A 22,270-nucleotide genomic window follows, 5' to 3' on the forward strand; every position below is an offset into this window, starting at 1 on the left:
GTTCTCAGACATCTGCGAGCCGTAACTTTTCTCAATCAGTTCGTTTTTTGTCAATAAATGATTTCTTGACGCTTTCAGATCTCTGTGATACAGTAATGGCAGAAACGAGGTGATTGCATGAAAAACACATTTGAGCAACAGATTTACGAGATCTTTGGAACAACGGACCCAAAGGAGCTGCGCAGGCTTTCCAAAGACGCGAAACAATACCAGCAGTTAGCGAAAAAAGAAGCACTGCGCCATGCGGCTGGAAGAAAACCAGCTTTTTCGCTGCCGCAAATCATTCAGATGGCTGCCATGCAGCAGCAGGGAAAAAGTATTGCCGAGATCGCGCGCACCTTTCAGGTCAGCAGGCAGACAGTATACAATCAAATTGCCCGTGCTCACTGTTTCAGCACGGATCCCGATGTCAAAACGCGGATGTGTTTTCTTTACCGCGATCAGCTTTGCACAACGATTGATATCGACTTCCGTCATGAGAAAATTGCAATCCAGAATTACACAAAAAAAATTCCGCTTCGTGCCTTTGGCGTTGTGGAGCATCCGACCTGGGATGATTTTACCTGGTTTCTGGAAAGCCGCTGTTTTCCCAAAACACGCGATCATGCCAAAGATATTTTAAAAGAAATGGGACTTCCCTTTTATGATCCGCTGCTTATCATTGAAAAAACAGATGGGCGAATGGCCGGTGACGAGCAATGGATCCTGATTCTGAAGAATAAGGAGGCACGCCATGGAACAGATCCGTCTTGATAATCAGCTGCCTGTCAAAAAAACAGATCACACCTCAAAAGGGGACCAGCTCAAGTGGAAAATCGGTAATATCTGGTACAAATCCGACTATATGGGATATGAGGGACTCTCGGAGACACTGGTGTCTCATTTACTGCAAAAAAGCACTCTTTCCCATCCGTTTGTCCTGTATCAGCCTGTTCGGATTGCATACCGCGGCACTCTCCGCAGTGGCTGTTCCAGTCCTGATTTTCTAAAAGCAAATCAGATGCTGATCCCATTGGAAAAACTGTACCGTCAGAATACCGGAGACAGTCTGGCAATCTCACTTGCTGCTTTTTCAGAACCTGCGGAACGCATTCGTTTTCTGGCAGACCAGTTAGAAAACATGACGGGAATTCAGAACTTCGGCGCATATTTGACCGCTATGCTGGAAATTGATGCCTTCTTTCTGAATGAAGACCGGCACACCAACAACATCGCTGTTCTATATGATACAGAAACAGCGCAATATTCTCTAAGTCCCCTGTTCGATCAGGGTTTATGCCTGTTTGCAGACACCAGCAATGACTACCCTCTGGATCTGCCGATGGATGTTTGTATGGAACGCATCGAAGCCAAACCTTTCAGCTCTGATTTTGATACACAGCTGGATGCTGCGGAGGAATTATACGGTATCCAGCTTCACTTTTCCTTTACGCCAAAAGATGTCCGCACGGAACTGGCTTCTCTGGCCGATTACTACCCTCTGGAAATCCGCCAGCGTGTTGAGCAAATCATACGCCGACAGATGCGCAAATATGGATATCTGATGCGCAGTTAGAGACAAAGTAAAAACAGTACAGAAAAGTCCCCACGCTGTGTGTGTCTTCTGTACTGTTTTCTTTTTTGACCTTTTTACACGATCTTATGCTATTTTCTTGAATACCGGAATCGAATCGATTGGTGCGGCGGCAAGAACGGTCTGTCCTCCTCCGTACACTTTTCCGTCTCTGGTGTCTTCCCAGCGTCCTGCCGGAAGATATACTTCACGCTCGAACTCGTTCAGATGGAAAATCGGCGCTACCAGGTATTCGCTTCCGAACATATACTGATCCTGCAGCTCCCAGCATTTTTTGTCATCCGGGAACTCGTAGAACATGGTACGGATCAGCGGAGAACCGTTTTCGGATGCTTCGTCATACAGCTGTTTGATGTAATCGTGCATGCTGATGCGGATGTCGTAATATTTTTTCATGATCCGGTAATTTTCTTCTCCATAGCTCCACAGTTCATTGGACTGGCCGGTATACAGGTAGCCGCCGCCAAAATCACGGTCATCGAGCGGTGGAATGTTGTGCGGTCCGCGGTCGCCGTGCATACGAAAAACAGCAGAGTAAACGGCAAACTCATACCAGCGGATCAGAAGCTGCTGGAAATCCGGGTCGTTGACATCATCTGTCATAAAGCCGCCGATATCGGTTGTCCACCACGGAATGCCGGCAAGACCCATATTAAGGCCGGCCTGGAGCTGATCATAGAAGGCTTCAAAGGTACTCGGCACATCGCCGGACCATACAACATTTCCGTATTTCTGGCTTCCGGCCCAGGCGCAGCGAAGCAGGTTTACAATATTTTCTTCTCCTTCTGCTTTCATGCCGTCATAGAAGACACGGCTGTACAGCTGCGGATAGATATTGCTGCAGGAAAGAGCAGGTCCGTCGATATAGCGGTAATGATCGAAATCGTAAACGCCGAAATCCGGTTCTGAGTTGTCCAGCCAGAAGGCATCGATTCCAAAATCATAATAGTTTTTCTTGCAGACTTCCCAGACGTATTTTCTGGTTTCCGGGTTGAACACATCGATTTCCACGCAGTCCCCCTGGAAATCATACGTCTGCAGGGCGCCGCGCTCTGTTTTAATCAGCAGGCCGCGGTCCAGCATCGGCCAGAAATTCTCGCTCTTCCGGTCTACGCTTGGCCATACGGAAACGATAACTTTGATTCCCATGGAATGCAGTTCGTCCACCATGGCTTTTGGATCCGGCCAGTATTTTTCATCGAATTTCCAGTCGCCCTGTACGGTCCAGTGGAAGAAATCGATGACAACCTGATCGATTTTGATGCCTTCCTTCTGGTAGCGGCGTGCCACTTCAAGCACTTCCTCCTGCGTACGGTAGCGCAGCTTGCACTGCCACAGGCCCATACGGTCCTCCGGGAATTTCGGCGCGCGGCCGGTCACTGCGGTGTAATTTTCCAGGATCTCTTTCGGTGTATCGGCTGCGGTCAGCCAGTAGTCCATATCTTTGGTCGAGCGTGCAGTCCATTCGGTGTAGTTCTTTCCGAAGGTTACCTGTCCGACAGCCGGATTGTTCCACAGCATACCATATCCTAAGCTGGATACGGCGAATGGTACGCTGATCTGGGAGTTCCGCTGCGCCAGCTCCAGGGTGCATCCCTTCAGATCCATGTATTTCTGCTGATACTGGCCCATTCCGAAAATCTTCTCTTCGTCGTTGCTCTCAAATTTCAGGTTCAGGCTGTATTCGCTTCCGCCGATCACACCTTTCCACTCACGGTTGACCGTTTTTAAGCAGCGGCTCTCTTTGCTGATCGTTCCGTCGTAGCACCGGTGATATTCTCTTAAAATTTCCTGATCTTCTTTGTAGAAGGTGATAACGCCTGCAAAGTTGACCACAGCACGGAGTTTTCCATTGGTGATCGATGCGCTGGTTCTTTTTCCCATCGATCCGTCGATTTCCAGATGATCGACCTCAAACTGCTCTGCTTTTGCCTCTGTTTTTTCCGGCACTTCGGTCAGTGCCCAGTCCTTTCCGGAAAATCCCGGAAGCATCGTTGCGCGGACACGTAAGGAATCTTTTCCCCACGGCTCAATCCGCAGTGTTTCTCCGTTTGCCTGTGCAATTAGTACACCATTTTCTGTCTGAAAACGCATTGTTTTTTCCTCCTTTTTGAAAGGAGAGGTCACAGAAAAATTTTCTTTTCCGTGCCTCTCCCTCCCCTATATTCTTACATTCCGATGTTTATGCAACAACAACTTCGCTTGCATCTGCTGCCAGAACAGCTTCTTTCTTTTCATTTCCGACGAAGACTTCTACTTTCAGTTCGGTATGTGCGCCTTCTACGGACACTTTCACTGCATCGCCGTCTTTAACTGCTTTCACGGTGAATACGGTGTTTCCGTGGATATCCGAAACCTTTGTCTCGGCTGCGTCTTTTAACTGATATACGCAAACAGTTGCGTGGTCATCGTAGTCGTAATCCGGTCTGGTGTCGCAGTTTCCTCTTACTACGATGCTGTTCTCTCTTACATACAGCGGCATGGAGAAGTAGTCGTAGGTTCCCTGATACCATCTGCCGCCCTCTTTTGTCTCGCCGGTCAGAAGCTCAGTCCAGGTGCCTTCCGGCAGGTAGTACTGTGCAACTTTATCCTCGCGGAATACCGGTGCAACCATAAGGGCATCACCTAACATGTACTGCTGATCCAGATACGGAACGGCCGGGTCGTTCATGAACTCGAATACCATCGGGCGCATTACCGGGGTTCCTTCCTCGTGTGCCTCTACAGATTTCTGGAAAATGTACGGCATCAGCGAGCATTTCAGGTTGGTGAAGAATTTTACTACGTCGCAGGACTCTTCGTCGAACAGCCACGGCACACGGTAGCTTGTGGATCCGTGCAGACGGCTGTGGGTGGACATCAGTCCAAATGCGCACCATCTCTTGTACAGATCCGGTGTTGCGGTGCTCTCGAATCCGGAGATATCATGGCTCCAGAAGGAGAAGCCGCTCATCGCGAAGGAAAGACCGCCGCGCAGGGTTTCTGCCATGGACGGATAGTTTGCAGAGCAGTCGCCGCCCCAGTGTACCGGGAATTTCTGGCTTCCTGCTGTTGCACTTCTTGCAAACAGAACTGCCTCGTTCTCGCCTTTTACTTCTTTTAACAGATTGAATACTGCCTGGTTGTACAGGTATGTATAGTAGTTGTGCATTGCCTGCGGATCGCTTCCGTCGTGGTAAACAACGTCAACCGGGATTCTCTCGCCGAAGTCGGTCTTGAAGCAGTCTACGCCACAGTCCAGAACAGTTCTCAGTTTATCGGTATACCATTTGACCGCATCCGGGTTGGTAAAGTCCACAAGGCCCATACCTGCCTGCCAGTTGTCGGTCTGCCATACGCCTTTTCCGTCTGCTCTCTGCAGCAGATAGCCGTTTGCAGCGCCTTCTTTGAAGAATGTGGTTCCCTGTGCAATATACGGGTTGATCCATGCACAGATGTGAAGACCTTTGTCGTGATATTTCTTTAAGGTTGCGCGGATATCCGGGAAGCATTTCTTGTCCCACTCAAAATCGCACCAGTGGAATTCGTGCATCCAGAAGCAGTCGAAGTGGAAAACGCTCAGCGGAATATTTCTCTTTTCCATTCCCTCGATGAAGGATGTGGTAGTCTCTTCGTCGTAGTTTGTGGTAAAGGATGTGGACAGCCACAGACCAAAGGACCATGCCGGAGGAAGTGCCGGACGTCCGGTCAGTGCGGTGTACTCGTTCATGATCTTCTTCGGTGACGGGCCGTGGAACAGATAATATTTGATTCTCTCGCCCGGTACGGAGAAGCCGACATACTCAACTTTTTCGCTTGCTACTTCGAAGGAAACGTTGTCGGTGCTGTCAACGAGAATACCGTAGCCGTTGTTTGTCATATAGAATGGTACGCATTTGTATCCGATCTCGGATGCAGTACCGCCGTCTTCATTCCAGGTATCGACAACCTGTCCGTTTTTCACGAATGGGGTGAATCTCTCGCCAAGGCCGTATACGCACTCACCTACGCCAAGGGACAGCTCACTTACCATGTATGGCTGATATTTTTCGGTCATGTAGTTCGGTGCCGGCAGCATGGTGCTCTGCTTGCGATCCCATCTGATATAGGAAAGGTTGCGGAATCCGCTTCCGGTCAGGACTTTTCCGTCTGCCTCGAAGGTGTAAGCGAAGATTCCTTTTCTCTGTACGCGTACCAGTACGCTTCCGGTGTCGAGAACTGCCTCATCGTCGTTGATGGTAACGGTTACGTCCTCGTATACGCTCTCTGTTTTGTCGAAGGACGGAACTTTGTTGTCGTAGGCTTCATAGTGCCATGCTTCCATGGAGATGGTATCCGGTGTGTGTGCCACGAACTCAACGGTGATGGTCGGCAGGTTCAGGGTCATACCTCTGTGCTCGATCGGGCGGGTGGTAGCCAGGATACGCATACCGCCTGGGATCTGCTCTACTTCATAAGCCTGCATTGCATGGGATGCATTTGCTTTTTCACTCGGAAGCCAGTAACCTTCTGTGAATTTCATCTTTTCATTACCTCCTGATTTGATGCGCCCGAAACAGAGGATGAAAAGCGCTCTCTTTTCATCATTTTTTACAGAATTCCTGTTTCAGGCTGACGTTTTTTGGTAATTTTATCCTACCACACTTTTCCTGTCGAAAACAGGGAGGATTCTGTGAAAAAATACGGCGATATTATCTTTTTTCCGGTTTGAACCTTTTTCTGGTTCCAATATGCAAAACGGGAGTGTGTCCCGCAAAAGTATCCTGTTTCATTTCCAGTTACTTTTGCCGGGACACACTCCCATCTTTCTTCTTTTGTTTTTTCTTTATGCCACAATCAGATAGGCAACAACTGCCAGCAGGATCTGCAGGATCACAAAGCGGATCACAACCTGACTGTCGGACCATTTGTATTTCAGGCGGACATGGTCATGCAGCGGTGTTCTTGTATTTTTGAGGATCGCGATTTTCAGGAAACGGAGTAAAAATACTTTGACAAGACCGATTCCTCCGTCGACGATCATCACGCCTGCCATCAGCAGATATAAGAACGGATGGCGGGACTGCATGGCAAGGATGGCGATGTAGAAGCCAAGTGCTCTCGAACCGGCGTCTCCCATCAGCATGCTGCTCGGCGAGGTATTGAAATACAGGTACGCGAGAAGCGCTGCCACGAACAGGTAATTGGCTACGGTGAAGCTTCCAAGGACATCGTGGAAAATCATACTGAACGCGAAGATAACCACGCAGGAAAGGCTCGCGCAGAGTCCGTCGACACCGTCGGAACAGTTTGTAACGTTGATCGAAATCCAGATCAGGATGATGCCGAGGATTATGTAGACCACTTTCGGAATGGTAAGGGACATGCTTCCGAAGCAGATCGTGGTGGAATTGTAATTCACAAAGGTGATGACGGTCACAATGGAGATGACGAGGTCAATCGCGCCTTTTTTGTAATCGCTCCACGGGGTTTCGGATGCATCATCGAGGTAGCCGCTCAGCATGATGCAGACGAGCAGGATCGCGTAGATCACATACTCGGCGCCAAGAGGCAGGAACAATACGCTTCCGATCAGGAAACAGATGACGATCACGAGGCCGACGCCGCGCAATTTTCCGCGGGAGAGGCCGCCGTTTACGGCAAATTCTCTGCCGTGATCGCTCGGCAGAAAGGAAAATGGATGCTTTAACGCCAGAAAGGTCAGCAGAAAGGTGACCACGATTCCCAGCATGGCGATCTGGCCGGGATTTAAAAAATTACTCCATACTTGATACATACGTTTTCTTCCTTCACTTTTCTTTAGATTGAGTTTGCACGAAGCCGTATGTGACGTGGCTTTGTGTTCATTTATTATAACAACTTCATACAAAAATTGCTATACCCAATTCGGGGGTTTCGTGATAAGATAGTGATACACTAAGTTGAACAAAAAAGGAGTTTTTTATGCCACGCAAAGATCATCTGCCGCGCCAGACACGCCAGGAACACATCACGCTGCAGCCGAACCGCAGCATCGAATTTCGTGTAACCGACGATTTCGGCAGTTTTTCGCCGCCGCACTGGCACGACGCGCTGGAAATCATTTATATTCTGGAGGGTTCCTCCATTGTCACGCTCTCGGACCGCACAAAGACCGTCCTTCCGGGGCAATTTCTGCTGATCAATTCCGGGCGTATCCACACGGCGCGCTGTCCGTCCACGGGAAACCGCTCGATTCTGATGCAGATTCCGGATGCGTTCCTTGCGAACTATCTGCCTGATCCGTCACAGCTCTGGTTCTCGATTGACTACGACAGTACGAATCCGGAAGTGCAGAAAAATATCAGCCAGTTCCGGCGTCTTCTGCTTTCGATGATGCAGCTTCATGAGGAAATGCCCGACGGCTATCTGCTGACGTTCCAGCGGGAGCTTTTTACGTTTCTCGATCTGCTCTACACGAAATTTTCTGAGAAGAGCCCGCTTGCGCACCACCCGATGAGCTCCCGGACGCAGACACGGCTCGATACGATTCTGACGTACACGCAGGAAAATTACCAGCGGCCGATTACGCTGAAGGAGGCTGCCGATGTTGTCTCGCTGCAGCCGGAATATTTCTGCCGCTTCTTCCGCCAGAACATGGAAACGACGTATCTGGAATACTTGAATTCCTACCGTCTTTCCCGCATCTACCGCGACCTGATCGCCACGGATCTGCCGGTCGGCACGCTCGCGGAAAAGCATGGCTTTACAAACGATAAGCTGTTTCACCGCCTCTTCCGCGAGCGGTTTCACACGACGCCGCTGCAGCTTCGGAAGGCAGCACGCGAGAAAGGATCCTGATAGCTTTCGCTGTTTTTATATCTTTGAGAATGGGAGTTTAACACGATGACAAAAGAAGAACTGGCGCTTGCCGTCATTGAACGTTTGAAACAAGAATATCCTGACGCCGACTGTACGCTTGACTATGACCAGGCGTGGAAGCTGCTCGTCAGTGTCCGCCTGGCCGCACAGTGCACCGATGCGCGGGTCAATGTTGTGGTGGAGGATCTCTACGCAAAGTATCCTGATATCGATGCGCTGGCAAACGCGACACCGGAGGAAATCGAGGAAATTGTGCGGCCGTGCGGTCTTGGAAAGAGCAAGGCACGCGACATCAACGCCTGCATGCGCATGCTGCGCGACGAGTACCACAGCCAGGTGCCGGATGACTTTAACGCACTTTTGAAGCTCCCGGGCGTGGGACGGAAAAGTGCGAACCTGATTATGGGCGATGTATTCAAAAAGCCTGCGATTGTGACGGATACGCACTGCATCCGGCTGTGCAACCGCATCGGGCTCGTGCATGACTGCAAGGATCCGAAGAAGGTGGAGATGGCACTCTGGAAAATTGTGCCGCCGGAAGAAGGAAGCTCGCTCTGCCACCGGTTTGTGGAGCACGGACGCGAGGTCTGTACTGCGAGGACGACACCGCACTGTGAACGGTGTGTGCTCGCGGATATCTGTGAGAAGAACGGCGTAGAAAAATAGCATTTTTCTATGCGTTTCCATGCGAAAAAGGCTTTTGCATACCGGACAGATTTTTCTGATTCTGTCCCGGCTGCAAAAGCCTTTTTGTTTCTATTTTTTATATGACCGAAAGAAGTCCGTCAGCGCTTTCAGCGTTTTCCCGAGCACCTGCACTTCCTCTTCTCCGAGTTCCGCCATCACGGCATCCGTCATCTGCTCGTGGAATTTTGCGTGATGATGGAATGCCTGCCGTCCCTTTCCGGTCAGGTGGATGTAGACGATCCGGCGGTCCTTCTCGCTGCGCTCCCGCTCGGTGTAGCCTTTTTTCACCAGACTGTTCATCGACGTTGTCAGCGATCCGACCGTGATGTCGAGCTTTGCCGCGATCGATGACATATTGCCGCCCTCCAGGCCGACGGCTTCTATGATGTGCATATCGTTGTTCGTCAGATCCTTGAAATCCTCGGTGATGATCGCCTCTTCTTCCAGTTTTTGTATCTCGTGAAACAGATGGACCAGTGTCTCATTGATGATTTCTCTGTTATCCACTCCTCTTCCCCTTTCCGTCTGTTCTGTCCCTTCTGAACAGGGTTCCGCTCTTTCTGTCTGTATTGTATCAAAAAAGTTCCGGACAAACAATACCAAAAACTGCCTGGGAAACGGCGGATCACTCCGTGCCGTTTCCCAGGCAGTTCTGTTATGTTTGATTCAATTACATCTGCCCTTTTTTCTTTAACCGTGCAAAGCAGATCATGAAAAAGCAGATGCCGTATACGGTTGTGATCGGGGTGGACATGCCGACGAAGGTCAGGTTCGTATTCGGCAGGTGTGAGAAGAACAGCGCCAGCGGAATACGGATCAGGCAGGCGGAGGTGATTCCCTGGATCATAACCGGGATGCTGATGCCGCGGCCGTTGAAGTATCCGATGCTGCTGAACAGCACACAGGTCAGAATACATTCCGGTGCGAAACCGCGCAGGTAAGCGGCGCTCTGCTCGATAACGGCCGGATCGCTCGTGAAGATTCTGGAGATGACACTTCCACCGAAGAAACCGATGCAGAAAATCACAACTCCAAGAGAGCAGCCCGTTGCGATTGCGGTGAGGAAGCCCTTCCACGCGCGGTCTTTCTTTCCGGCTCCGGTGTTCTGTGCCACGAATGCTGACACAGACTGCATCACAGAGGACGGGATCAGCATGATGAATGAGGTCAGCTTCTGCGCCACACCGTATCCGGCGGACGGCATAAGGCCCATGCCGTTGATGATCGAGTTGATCACAAGGAAGGAAATCTGTACGGTCGTCTCCTGCAGCGCGATCGGCACACCGACGTTCAGGACTTTCTTCAGCTCGTCATGGTCGATGCGGCAGTCTTCTTTTTTGAATTCAATCGGCAGATTGCCTTTTTTCAACACACCCATGGAGGCGATGACAGAAATCAGCTGCGCCAGAACCGTCGCAAGCGCTGCTCCCGCAACGTCCAGTTTCAGCACACCGACGAAGAACAGATCTCCGGCAATATTGGCTGCGCAGGCGATGCCGACGAATAAAAGCGGCAGATTTGCATTACCGACTCCGCGAAGCACGCTGCTGATGACGTTGTACGCGATGATGATCAGAATACCGCCGGAACAGATCCGCAGGTAGAGGACGGTTTTGTCAAAAGACTCCGCCGGGACCTGTAAAATATTGGCGATCGGGCCTGCGAACAGCTCCAGAATCACCGTCATGACGACACCGATGATGGCGAACAGAACAATCGAGGTTCCCACGGTTTTGCCGGCCTTATCCGGCTTGCCCTCGCCGATGTGCTGGCCGATCATAACGGTCGAACCCATCGCAAGGCTGGTGATGATAAATGTTACCATCTGCATGAAGTTGCTTCCGGTTCCGACAGCGGAAATACTCGACGCATCGCCGAACCAGCCGACCACGAGAAGGTCGACCGCACCGTAAGCCGCCTGCAGAATCAGCGCGCCGAGCACCGGCAGCGCAAAACGGATCAGGGACTGGAAAATCGGTCCCTCTACAAACGATACTTCTTTCTTATTTTCTTTTGCCATTGTTTTTCACTCCTTTTATTCCCGGCATCGTTTCCTGCATCCGTGTGATTGCATGCACAAATTCGTCCACCACCGCGTCGTCCAGATCTGGCAGGCGGGATGCCCATTCCCCGTGAAAGTGCGTCACGCGGAGTTCCACAAACTCTTTTCCCTCTTCGGTCAGTGTCAGGTTGATCACGCGCTTATCTTTTTCATCCGCCTGTTTCACGAGAAGATTTCTCTCCTCCAGTTCCTGCACCAGCTTGGTGATGCTCGGCAGCGTTGTGTTCATATAGCTGCTGATGTCGCTGACGCGGCAGAAGCCCTGCTTTTTCTGAATCTCATTCACCGCATCCAGCACATGCACCTGCCGCGGCTTCATACCGTCCGGCAGGTCCGGGAGCTTCTCGATCAGACGCTTTGCATCAAAACACGCATCCAGGAACTGCTTTAATTTTTCCTGTGTCATGGAAAAGGTTCCTTTCTGTTTAAAAATTAGTTATCTTTAGTAATTACTTTTGATAAGTATAGCAGAAAATGAAAAAATGTCAAGAGGGAACTGATGATAAAAAAGAGCTGATTGAAAGTTCTGGCAATGCCAGATTCTTTCATCAGCTCTTTTCCATATCCATTTGTCACTGTTCAATGAGCTGCATTTCGGTGCCCCCCGCCGGATTTTATGCTTCTGATCGTCTTTTCCAGTACCTTCATCTCAACCGGTTTTGAAACATGGGCATTCATACCGGCTGCCAGAGAATGCTGGATATCCTCAGAAAACGCATTGGCGGTCATAGCAATGATTGGAATTGTCTTTGCCAGTTCATGGGAGCTTCTTCGGATTGCTTTTGTTGCCTCATAACCATTCATAACCGGCATCTGCACATCCATCAGGATCATGTCATAATCCCCCGGAGCAGACTGCTCAAATGCCTCTAAGACCCTTTTACCATTTTCACAGATTGTACACTCTGCACCCTCAATCTTTAACAATTCCATCAGGATTTCTGCATTCAGCTCATTGTCCTCTGCACACAGAAACCTCATTCCTTTCAGGACATTGCCAGCCGGTTCATCCTTTTCTGCCTGTTCTGCTGAAGAAACAAATCTATCTTCTGCTATTCTCAGATCTATAAGAACCTCAAAACAGCTTCCCTGGCCCAGTTCACTCTCCACATCAATGGTGCCTCCCATTGCTTCAACCAGATTTTTGGTAATAGCCATTCCAAGACCAGTTCCCTGTATCTTATTCGTCATAGAACTTTCAGCACGAGTAAAAGCATCAAAAATTGTATCTTTGAAATCTGCCGACATTCCCATGCCATTATCGCTGACCAAGAAACGGTACTTTGCGTAGACAGATGACTTTGTCTCACATTCTTCTACCAGAAACTGAATTTTTCCACCTTCCTGCGTGTACTTCACTGCATTAGAAACCAAGTTGCTGAAAATCTGCATCAGATGAACCTGATCTCCGTTCACCCACTCGTGCCGGATGTTTTCTTTTATGATTGTAAGAGTCTGATTTTTTTCGTCTATCTGTGAATGGAATATGGTATTGAGTTCTGTAATAAAATCCAAGATGGAAAAATCGGTATACTTAAAAACTGTTTTTCCTGCCTCAATTTTGCTCATATCCAGAACATTATTAATGATTCCTAACAGATGCTGTGATGAAATGTCTATTTTATCTGCATACTCTATTACTTTCGCTTTATTACCGGCATCATGTCTGATCAATGATGTCATGCCGATAATTGCATTCATTGGTGTACGAATATCATGTGACATATTGGACAGGAAATCCGTTTTCGCCTTATTTGCATTTTCAGCGGTCTGCAAGGCTTCCGTTGTAATGTCCTTTGCTTTTTTCAGTTTTTTATTGGACTCCTCCATATCCTTCATTGCCTGCGTCTGAATCTCATTATTTCTTTTTTCGTATTCAGCTTTTTGCTCAGCAAGACTGCGTCTGGAAATACTGTAGAATAATCCGGCAAAAAGCAAAAGTATAAAACCTGCCATGAGTATTGTTTCAAACACTATTGTTTTCTGATAGTCTCTTAGTACATTATCTACAACACTTTTTTCTACAATACAAATCAGCATGGTGTTATTATTTTCTATCGGACAGTATCCCAGATAGTAAGGTTTGTCACTTTCCACAAGTTCTACCCCCTGTTCTCTGCCATCCAGCTTTTTTTGAAGAGAATCAGCCTCTTCCTCAGTGATAGCCTGATCTCCTTTTAAATGCTTTAACAAGAAATAGTTCCTGAAAAATTTATCTTCTTTCTGATTTGTATAAGTAATATTTCCGTCGTTATCCAGCATAAACAGATACGCATTCCCGTTATAGCTTTTCACACTTAACATGGAATCTAATTTTGAATGATCATACAAGGTTCCAATTGCCGTATAAGTTTCCCCCTTAATCGTATATTCCTGACATGGAATTGCAACCAGATAACCATCTTTTTTCTTCTGGTTGTAATCAAGAGAAACCAATTTTCCAATATTATATCCGTTCCTCAAATCCAACAAAAGTTTACTTGGCATGTCAACCCGAAGTTTTGTTCCATCAGTGGTTATTGCCTTTCCATTTTCCTGGAGAAATATAAGTGTACTTTCAGATTCTTTCTGCCATGCCTCAAAGAACTTCTTGTTTCTATCCAGTTCAATAGATCTCACTCCCTCTTGAGTAAGAAAATCCTCAAGCATATGCAGCCGACTGTAGTATCCATTCACCTGCAGATCATAGGTCTGCTGTATCTGTTCAACAACTGCTCCCATACTGCTTTTCCCGTTTTCTGCGATATAGCTGTTCATCCTGTTCAAAAGGAGCTTTACAAAAATTAAGTTTAAAAAGATAAGAATTAAAAAGAACAATGGTACTATCATCTTTTTTCTTTTTGTTTTCGCCTGTTCTGTTCCCACTTTTATTTTTCAACCTCTATATAATCTTCCGGTGCTGACGGCTGCTGTCCGTTTTCCATTGCTGCGGTCCATGCACTTGATAATGTTGTGTTACCAAGCCGCCTGATCTCACATTCCGGATTTATTTTTTTCAAAACAGACATTGTGGTTTCTGTAAGAAGAATAGAGTACTCCTTTTCTTTGTCGATTTTTTTCTTATTTACTTCTATGTCCTTTAATGAGAATCCGTTTTCCTCCTGCCTGACGATTATTTTCATACCGGATGCAATTGGTAATTCATATTTATTGGTTATATGGAATTTTTCATCAGAATCAGCAAGATATTTCTCCGCAAGTTCATAAATCTCTTTGCCATTGATTTTTGCCAGGTATAATGGTGTATCTGAACTCTTTGCTGTCATCAGACCAACCCGGCTGCAGGTACACTCCCCTTTGTAAATGGAGGAAGTAAAATAATAATATGGTGCCAAAGCCAGCTGAGCATCCTTTTCTTCTCTAATCGTAGTTAAAATAGAAGATGCCGCATCACGACCGTTTTTATCATTTAGCGAAATGGAATATTCATTTTCAAAATTAACTGTGGTTTCTTCTTTTGAATCCTTACTGTTCATTGTGCTGCGAAAAGCATCATAAGCCTGTGTTTCATCCATTTCCCCTGACAATAATCCGTGAACAGCCTCAAGACTGGCATAAAATGATTTTTGAGCAGAATATCGGATATAAACAGAATTATTATTAATTTCATCTTCCAGTCCAGGTACATCTTCCATCATGTTTGGAACATCTACATTTAATGAAATTACACCCTTTCCATCTGCGATCAATGTTTGTCCTTCTTTTGAAATCATACACTCCAGGACATCGAATGCCAGGTCCAGTTTTTCCTGATCTTTTTCCAGTTCTTTGTTAAATGCAATATTCAGAGAAGGGGTCATATTTATAAAAGCTTCATCCGAAATCTGTGAAAAAAACGGTATACGAGTTAATTCTGCATCCATCTGTTCCTGAAATTCCTGCATAAGTGCCGGATAACCATGAAACATTGCTGCTTTTCCCACAAGGAACATCTGCGTTGCAGTATTAATATCGACGCTGATATCATCACTTGTAAAATGTGAGTCCTTCAAAAATGTATTGGTTTCTGAAAAAATACGTTTCCATAACGCATCATCAAACGCGATATCCCCTGATGCACTTTCAGCTGAGCTTCTCCATTCGATTCCATCCAGACTCATGAATTCCCCAATTGCACCTGTCTGAATCACCTCATGAGCAGACCAGTCTTCTGCAAGATCCAGGGAATACGGTTTTATACCATTATCATAAAATTGCTGGCATGCCTGTGCATATTCCTTATAGTTTTTCGGTATCTTGATTCCATACTGTTCAAACAATGTCTTGTTGGCAATAATCGTCTGCGGTATACCGCAGATAGGAAGCCACTGAATCTCATTTTTTGAATTTTTATAATATTGCAATGCATAAGAGTAATACCTGGAAACCACGTCATAAGAAGCAAAATCCATTAGATATGGCTCCAGATCCTGTGCATCTTTTCCAGAAAATCGACGTACGGTTATGATATCCGGCAGTTCACCATGTTCCTCAAAATAGCTATATAAATCGGTATCATTGTTACCGGTAATAAACTCAATATCCTGATCTGGAAACTGCTCATGGATATAGGGTCCAATATTTTTCATTAAACGATTTTCCCACAGATACACGGTAAGGTGATCGTCATTTTTAGATACTGCTTTTTGAGATTGTCCACAGCCAGACAAAACAGTAATTGCTAAAAGCACACCTGGCAGTAATGCTGTCAGACATTGTTTTGCCTTTTTCATCCTCGTATTTTCCTCATTCTTTCCTGATAAAATCATTAATTCAATAATTGGGAAACAATTACAGCCAGTTTTCCAGAACATCATTCAGCTTATTCATATCCAGCGGTTTCGCGATATGTCCATTCATGCCTGTATTTTTTGCCAGCTGTACATCTTCTGCAAAAGCATTTGCTGTCATGGCAACAATCGGTAGTTTTCCCTGTTCACCCGGAAGGCTCCTGATTGCTGCGGTTGCCTCATAACCATTCATGACAGGCATTTGGATATCCATAAAAATAAGGTCATACAAGCCTTTCGGTGAAGCTTCTACTTTTTCAACTGCAATTTTTCCATTTTCTGCCGTTTCCACTTCCGCCCCTGTCATCTGCAGAATTTCAACAGCAATTTCTCTGTTTAACTCATTATCCTCGACCAGCAGAATTCTTTTTCCTGTGTAATCTGCTTCAGACAGCTCATCCAGATAATTTCTTGCTGTTTTTTCTTTTCTGCCAGAAGTAAACTGCCGCAATGTAGCCGCCAAACGGGAACGGAACAGCGGTTTTGCAATAAAAGCATCTACGCCTGCAGCCTTTGCTTCTTCTTCGATCTCGCTGAATTCATAAGATGTCAGTACAATAATGGTAATCTCTTTCCCTATCCGTTTCCGGATCTGTCTGGCTGTTTCAATTCCGTCCATATCCGGCATTTTCCAATCTAAAATAACAGCAAAGTAATCATTTTTTAGCTCATGATGTGCATAACAGCGCTCAACGGCTTCTCTGCCGGAGAGAACCCATTCGCCTGTAATCCCAATCTCCTTCAATGTGGCAACTGTACTTTCACAACATGTCTTATCATCATCCACAACCAGAACAGGTAGATTCATCAGATTTCTGTCCTGTTCTTTTTCTTTTTCCTGAAGTTCCAGATAAATTGTTACTGTAATTTTAGTTCCCTTATGTAAGGTGCTTTCCACTTTAATATTACCATTCATCAGGTTCACAATATTTCTGCTGATTGCCATTCCCAGACCTGTTCCCTGGACTCTGGTTGTCCGATGGTCATCTGCGCGGCTGAAAGGATCAAACATGATTTTCTGGAATTCCGGTGACATACCGATCCCATTATCCTCAATCGTAAATTCATAGCATCCAAGTTCCGAAAATCCATTTGGCTTTTCCTCTATGGAAAAAGTAATATTCCCGCCATCCGGTGTATACTTGACCGCATTACTCATCAGATTCACAAATACCTGCTGGATTCTCAGGCTGTCACCACAGACACTCTCATGTTCAATGTGATTAATGTGTATATCTAAATTGTGTTTATGTTCATCAATCACCGGTTTTGTGAGTGTTATAAGATTATCCACCAGATCTGGCAGATTGAAATCCTCCTGTGCCAGCGTCATTTTTCCACTTTCAATACGTGCCATATCCAGCACTTCATTAATCAGCCCCAGCAGATGACGGCTTGATTTTGTAATTTTGCTGAGACATTCAATGACTCTGTCCTGGCTCTCAATATTTGCTCCTGCAATTGCTGTCAGGCCGACAATGGCATTCATCGGTGTCCGGATATCGTGGGACATATTGGAAAGGAATTCTGTTTTCGCACGGTTTGCATTTTCTGCAGACCGGTAAGCCTCTTTCAGTGCCTGACGGGATTCAATCTCTGCTTTCTTCTCCTGTGTCACATCCATGGATGCCAGCAATACCTTTTCCAGCTTTCCATTCTTCCATTCCAAAGGAATATAAGAAGCGATTTTATAAGTCTTTTCATCCAGGCTGCAATACTCAAACTTATAAATATCATTTTCACTTTTCAGATTCTTCCGGATATTTTCCGGTGCGATCAGGATGTCCATAGTTTCCAATGGTTCCAGTGTCTTATATTTTTCAAGAACCTGCATCTGAAAATCATGATAGAATCCCAGAGGTTTATATATCATCTGTCCATTCAGGTTATAGAATTCATATCTGTCATTTTCCAGATCACAGACAACAAAGCGGTCAACCAGACGCACAATACTCTGAATTATCTGCTCCATGGAAGCATTATCCGCCGCCATCTGCAGATGCCGTGCGCTCTCTACCTTTGTCTCTGTGATATCACGCAGAAAGATCATGGCATATTCTGAATCCTCTATTTCGCCACGTATGACCACATTGCGGACCCATCGTTCTTCTCCATTCAGAGTGATACGGCACTCTAAAGCCAATTCGGTTTCCAGACCCTTCAGCCTTTCTGCAATATAACCACGGTCGTAAAAAGAGGATACCGCCTTCTTATCTGTCTCCACAACATAGGAATCCACAAAATGACGGATCAGTTCATCCCATGTATGACTCTGTTCAAAGACTGTCATCAGGGACGGTTCAACCTTAAAGGTATCAAAAGTATTCGCTTCCAGATTTACATAATACTCACACAGGTCTGCTTTCGTAAAAGCCCGGTGGAAAGCAGCAGATTTTTGTGCCTGCATGGCCTCTTTTTTTTCCGCATCAATATTAATAAAAATCCCGGCAATCCTGCTGGCAGAACCATCCAGACGGCGTATTACTTCTGCCGATGCCCGAAACCACTGGTATTGATTATCCTTCATTCTCATACGATACTCTACCTGGTATTTTATCTGGTTCGTCTTATCCTTAATTGCCGCCTGAAGCTGCACCATTACTCTTTCTTTATCCTGTGGATGCAGAAGATCTGACCAGGATTCCAGTTTATTCGGAAAGTCCAGAGTGTCATGATAGCCAAGCATTTTTCGGAATTCATGACTCCAGTTTGCATTCACAATCTCACTGTTTTCGTCACAGTCAAAATACCAGAAGCCGGAACAGATAGCCTCATTGAGCAGTGTCAAATTTACATGATCCCAGTTGACTTGTACGGACATAACCCAGATCTGTCTGCCCGCCTCATCTGTCGCATCCTCTTTACAAAGCCGTACATTTTTCACTGTACCGTCTGCTGTAAGGATCTGTGCTTCCCCTGTTCCGTGAAGCTGCAAAAAACGGTCTCGCTCCAGTCTATCTTCCTCGTCATAAAAGAAGTTTCTCAATGAGCCTTTTGTCTGTTCCATGAAAGTATCGAATGTATATCCTGTACTATGCAACAGCAGATTATTCACAGACAAAATAGACAGGTTTTGGTCATAAGATCCTGTCATTATACCTACCCCGCCGTTATTTTCCAGTGTTTTCTGTACGGCCTGTGACATAGCCTGTGTCTGTCCCGTTACAGCCTCACCTAAAGAATATATTTTGTCTTCATACTTTTCCATTTTATAAAAATCCTCTCTCTGTTTTATGCTTCATTATCCTGCTTTTATCTGTATACAGAGAACCTGTCCCTGCCAGTTTTACATTTACGTTATAATATCCTACAAAACGTGAAAAACAGGTATACGGATTTGAGAAGTTGCAGCCACTACACACAATATTCACACAAAATTCTCTTTATGTTTTCAATTTTTATAGGCTTTGCCAAGTGAGCATTCATTCCTGCTGCCAGACACTTACTCCGATCGTTCCTGCTGTAAAACGGTATCTGAGGCTTTTTTTATTTATCTGATTTTTTTCTGTTTCCATGGAACTTCTGAACGCTCACCTCCTGGTATCATTACAAATATACATAAAAACTCATTTTTATATTACCATGAAATTTTTTACTTTGCAATGCACATACCTTTTCAGACGCTGCTTTTCTTGTTTCCTTTTTCAGAAAATTGCAACCAAAGGGGCGCACCTGAAAATTTCTTTTCAAATGCGCCCCTTCGCTTTCTTTTTTTCTGTCAGATCAATCCGTAATGCTCCATCGCCTTTGCCACGCCGTCCCGCTCGACGGTATCGGTTACGTACTCTGTGTACGGATCCAGAATCTCATCATGTTTTCCAAGCGCAATGGTGTGTGCGCCGCACCGGAACATGGTAAGGTCGTTGCTGCTGTCGCCAAATACGTATGCATCTTCTTTCTCCAGCTGAAACTGTTTCAGCGCATAGTCCACAGCTGTTCCTTTGCTGCAGCCGTGCGGAACGATTTCGTATACACCGCCGCGGCGATCCATGATATCAAACTCCTGCTCAAATTCACGGTACATACGTTCTATATCAGACTGTGCATCGGTTACGATACAAAATTTATCGTAAATGATTCCTTTTGTCTCCGCTGTCTCCGCGAGTCCGATTCCGACAGCAGCGAAATAGGCACGGGTCTGCTCGACCTCCCGAAAACGGGATACCTCCGACGAAAAATAAACATTATCCGTTCCCTCCAGAATCATGCCGATCCTGCACTCCTTTAAAATAACCGGGATTTCCTCACAGCGCTTTTTCGGAATCGTCTGATGCATCAGGATTTCGCCGTCCCGGCGCAGATAGGTCCCGCAGCCGCACAGAAATCCGGAAAACGGAAGCTTTTTCAGCTCCTCGGGCAGCTCCGACCAGGTGCGGCCGGTATTAATAAACGTAAGATTTCCTTTTTCCGCTGTCTTTTTCAATGCATCGAGCGCGCTCTGCGGAATTTCTTTTGTAATCTCACTCAGTAACGTTCCATCAATATCAAAAAATAATGCTTTCACAAAAATTTCCTCCTCGTGTACTGTTTCCTGTTCTCTTTCTGACATACGAAAAAATGCCGAAGCTCTTGATTGTCAAGGCTTTCGGCATTTTCATTCCAGTCGAAGCGACGGGATTCGAACCCACGACCTCTGCGTCCCGAACGCAGCGCTCTACCAAACTGAGCCACGCTTCGATTTTATTTGTTTTCTGAACTCTCGTCCGTCAACAATAGCTATTATATATGATGTCTATAGGAATGTCAACACCTTTTTTGAAATTTTTTTAATTTTTTTTATTATTGCTTCAAAAGGTACATTTCACACGGGTTTGCGGCCTTTTTGGTGTTCTTTTAGAATGACAGTTTCTGAGAAAGTCAAAAAAAGAGATATGCCGGAAGTTCTGTTCCGGCATATCTCTTATCTTTGTTTCTCAGCTCAGCTGATATACATCTGCATACTGCACGCCGAAGCTCAGCGCCTCGGAATGGCTGCTGCAGAAGATGTCTACGTGGCCGTAAGCGGTTCCGCGGTCTTCTACCGTGTAAACCTGGCCGTTGATCATCAGTTTCGTTCCGAATGGTACACCGCCCATGGCGATCGTTCTTCCTGCGGTCGGTGTGGTTCCGCTCGCGGTGGATCCGCCGGACCACTGTCCGGTACAGATGGAACAGGAGCAATAGCCTGTCAGTTTAAATCTTCCAAGGTATGTTCCGCTGGAGGAGCTGCTGGAAGTATCTGACGCGGATGGACTCCCCGTTGTCGTGGAGGATGCGCTGCTGTCCGAAGAACTGCTTCCGGAGCTGCTGCTTGTATCGGTATCTGCTTTCGCTGCGGCATTTGCTGCTTCTGCGGCTGCGACTCTTGCGGCCTCGGCTGCCTGTTTTCTGGCGGCCTCTGCCTCAGCTTCTGCGGCAGCCTGCTGTGCGGCGGCTGCTGCGGCTGCTTCCTCTTCTGCTTTCTTCTGCGCTGCAATCTCCTCTTCTTTCGCCTGACGGATCAGGTCGTTGATTGCATCTGCTTTGCTGTTGATTTCATCTACCAGTGCACTCTCGCTGGATTTTGCATCGTCCAGCTCTGCGGAGTAGGTACGGAGTTCCTGATAAGCTGCTGCATACAGCTCCTGGATGGCTTCCTGCTGATCGCTGCTCTGCTGCTGCAGTTCTACGATCGCTGCCTGCTCTTCCTGCACCTGTGTTTCTTTTTCTTTTACCTGGTCTACCGTGTCTTCATACTCCTGCATAAGATCGCGGTCGAAATCGGAAATTTTCTGTATGTATTCTGCCCGGCTGATCAGCTCTGAAATGCTTTTGGAAGAAAAGAGCATTGCCATGTATCCGTTTCCGGAAGAATTTTCATACATATACTGGATACGGAGCTTCATCGCCTCGTACTGCTCTTCTTCTTTTGCTTTTGCATCTTCCAGATCTGCCTGAATCTGTACCAGTTCGTTCTGCTTCGCATCATACTGATCCTGAAGCTCCTGCAGACGGTTCTGCAGATCGTCCAGCTGCTGGTTCAGTTCGGAAAGATATTCTTCTGATTGTCCCTTTTTGGAATTGAGTTCGTCAATCCTGCTCTGTATGCTGTCAAGCTGAGACTGTGCGGCAGCCTGTTCTGCCTGAGCATTTGAAATTTTCTCCTTTGTACTGGCACCATAGCATGGCAGAACGGTTGCTGCCGTAAGCACTGTGGCCAAAACCAGGCTGAATAATTTCTTTTTTTTCATGTCGTACACCTCATACTTATTACGTTCTGTTGCTGATTGTCACTCCAAGTTACTGCGGAAAATGGGTCTTTTTTCCCGCCGTACTTTGCCATTATAACACAAGTATGTCTGAAATGAAAGTCTTTTTTAATTTCTGTTAATAACTTTGTAA

15 protein-coding genes and 1 tRNA gene are annotated in these 22,270 nt (G+C 46.4%); 4 read left to right on the plus strand and 12 right to left on the minus strand.

Annotated features, from left to right (window positions below):
• Positions 1 to 117 precede the first annotated feature (117 nt).
• Positions 118 to 753 (plus strand): helix-turn-helix domain-containing protein, encoded by a 636-nt coding sequence (locus DXB83_RS14990; RefSeq protein ID WP_117804595.1) that lies wholly within the window; start codon positions 118 to 120, stop codon positions 751 to 753.
• Entirely contained in the window at positions 734 to 1,555 is an 822-nt protein-coding gene (locus DXB83_RS14995) for a hypothetical protein (RefSeq protein ID WP_117804596.1), read from the plus strand. The genes DXB83_RS14990 and DXB83_RS14995 overlap by 20 nt, the downstream gene beginning before the upstream one ends.
• Before the next feature lie 84 nt (positions 1,556 to 1,639).
• On the opposite strand, the gene DXB83_RS15000 is transcribed toward DXB83_RS14995, so the two are convergent.
• The 3 genes from DXB83_RS15000 to DXB83_RS15015 form a co-directional block, all read right to left on the minus strand.
• Positions 1,640 to 3,667, minus strand: coding sequence for a glycoside hydrolase family 31 protein (locus DXB83_RS15000; RefSeq protein WP_117804597.1), 2,028 nt, complete (start codon positions 3,665 to 3,667; stop codon positions 1,640 to 1,642).
• 88 nt (positions 3,668 to 3,755) lie between these two features.
• Positions 3,756 to 6,074 (minus strand): alpha-xylosidase, encoded by a 2,319-nt coding sequence (yicI, locus tag DXB83_RS15005; RefSeq protein WP_117804598.1) that lies wholly within the window; start codon positions 6,072 to 6,074, stop codon positions 3,756 to 3,758.
• Between the two features lie 303 nt (positions 6,075 to 6,377).
• Positions 6,378 to 7,328: a phospho-N-acetylmuramoyl-pentapeptide-transferase gene (locus tag DXB83_RS15015; protein WP_117804600.1), complete on the minus strand. Its 951-nt coding sequence runs from the start codon at positions 7,326 to 7,328 to the stop codon at positions 6,378 to 6,380.
• A gap of 167 nt (positions 7,329 to 7,495) precedes the next feature.
• Between DXB83_RS15015 and DXB83_RS15020 the strand changes: the two genes are divergently transcribed.
• Entirely contained in the window at positions 7,496 to 8,371 is an 876-nt protein-coding gene (locus tag DXB83_RS15020; RefSeq protein WP_022463035.1) for an AraC family transcriptional regulator, read from the plus strand.
• 45 nt (positions 8,372 to 8,416) lie between these two features.
• The gene (locus tag DXB83_RS15025; protein WP_022463034.1) at positions 8,417 to 9,058 is read left to right on the plus strand and encodes an endonuclease III domain-containing protein; all 642 of its coding nucleotides are present in this window, start codon (positions 8,417 to 8,419) and stop codon (positions 9,056 to 9,058) included.
• Positions 9,059 to 9,148: 90 nt separating this feature from the next.
• On the opposite strand, the gene DXB83_RS15030 is transcribed toward DXB83_RS15025, so the two are convergent.
• The 9 genes from DXB83_RS15030 to DXB83_RS15075 form a co-directional block, all read right to left on the minus strand.
• A complete protein-coding gene (locus DXB83_RS15030; RefSeq protein ID WP_022463033.1) occupies positions 9,149 to 9,586 on the minus strand; it encodes a MarR family winged helix-turn-helix transcriptional regulator in 438 nt (145 codons plus the stop codon).
• Between the two features lie 163 nt (positions 9,587 to 9,749).
• Entirely contained in the window at positions 9,750 to 11,099 is a 1,350-nt protein-coding gene (locus tag DXB83_RS15035; protein WP_117804601.1) for an MATE family efflux transporter, read from the minus strand.
• A complete protein-coding gene (locus DXB83_RS15040; protein WP_022463031.1) occupies positions 11,083 to 11,547 on the minus strand; it encodes a MarR family winged helix-turn-helix transcriptional regulator in 465 nt (154 codons plus the stop codon). Before DXB83_RS15040 ends, DXB83_RS15035 begins: the two co-directional genes overlap by 17 nt.
• A gap of 173 nt (positions 11,548 to 11,720) precedes the next feature.
• Positions 11,721 to 13,862, minus strand: coding sequence for an ATP-binding protein (locus DXB83_RS15045; RefSeq protein WP_117804670.1), 2,142 nt, complete (start codon positions 13,860 to 13,862; stop codon positions 11,721 to 11,723).
• Between the two features lie 146 nt (positions 13,863 to 14,008).
• The gene (locus DXB83_RS15050) at positions 14,009 to 15,853 is read right to left on the minus strand and encodes an ABC transporter substrate-binding protein (protein WP_117804602.1); all 1,845 of its coding nucleotides are present in this window, start codon (positions 15,851 to 15,853) and stop codon (positions 14,009 to 14,011) included.
• Between the two features lie 58 nt (positions 15,854 to 15,911).
• The gene (locus DXB83_RS15055; protein ID WP_117509590.1) at positions 15,912 to 19,118 is read right to left on the minus strand and encodes a response regulator; all 3,207 of its coding nucleotides are present in this window, start codon (positions 19,116 to 19,118) and stop codon (positions 15,912 to 15,914) included.
• A 510-nt stretch (positions 19,119 to 19,628) separates the two neighbouring features.
• Positions 19,629 to 20,414: a Cof-type HAD-IIB family hydrolase gene (locus tag DXB83_RS15065; RefSeq protein ID WP_242857168.1), complete on the minus strand. Its 786-nt coding sequence runs from the start codon at positions 20,412 to 20,414 to the stop codon at positions 19,629 to 19,631.
• Positions 20,415 to 20,513: 99 nt separating this feature from the next.
• Positions 20,514 to 20,587 (minus strand) — tRNA-Pro (locus DXB83_RS15070).
• A gap of 236 nt (positions 20,588 to 20,823) precedes the next feature.
• Complete coding sequence (locus tag DXB83_RS15075) at positions 20,824 to 22,119, minus strand: PcsB-like coiled-coil domain-containing protein (RefSeq protein ID WP_117761688.1); 1,296 nt, start codon at positions 22,117 to 22,119, stop codon at positions 20,824 to 20,826.
• Between the last annotated feature and the right edge of the window lie 151 nt (positions 22,120 to 22,270).

The organism is Blautia sp. OM06-15AC (assembly GCF_003481425.1).
Classification (GTDB): Bacteria; Bacillota; Clostridia; order Lachnospirales; family Lachnospiraceae; genus Fusicatenibacter; species Fusicatenibacter saccharivorans.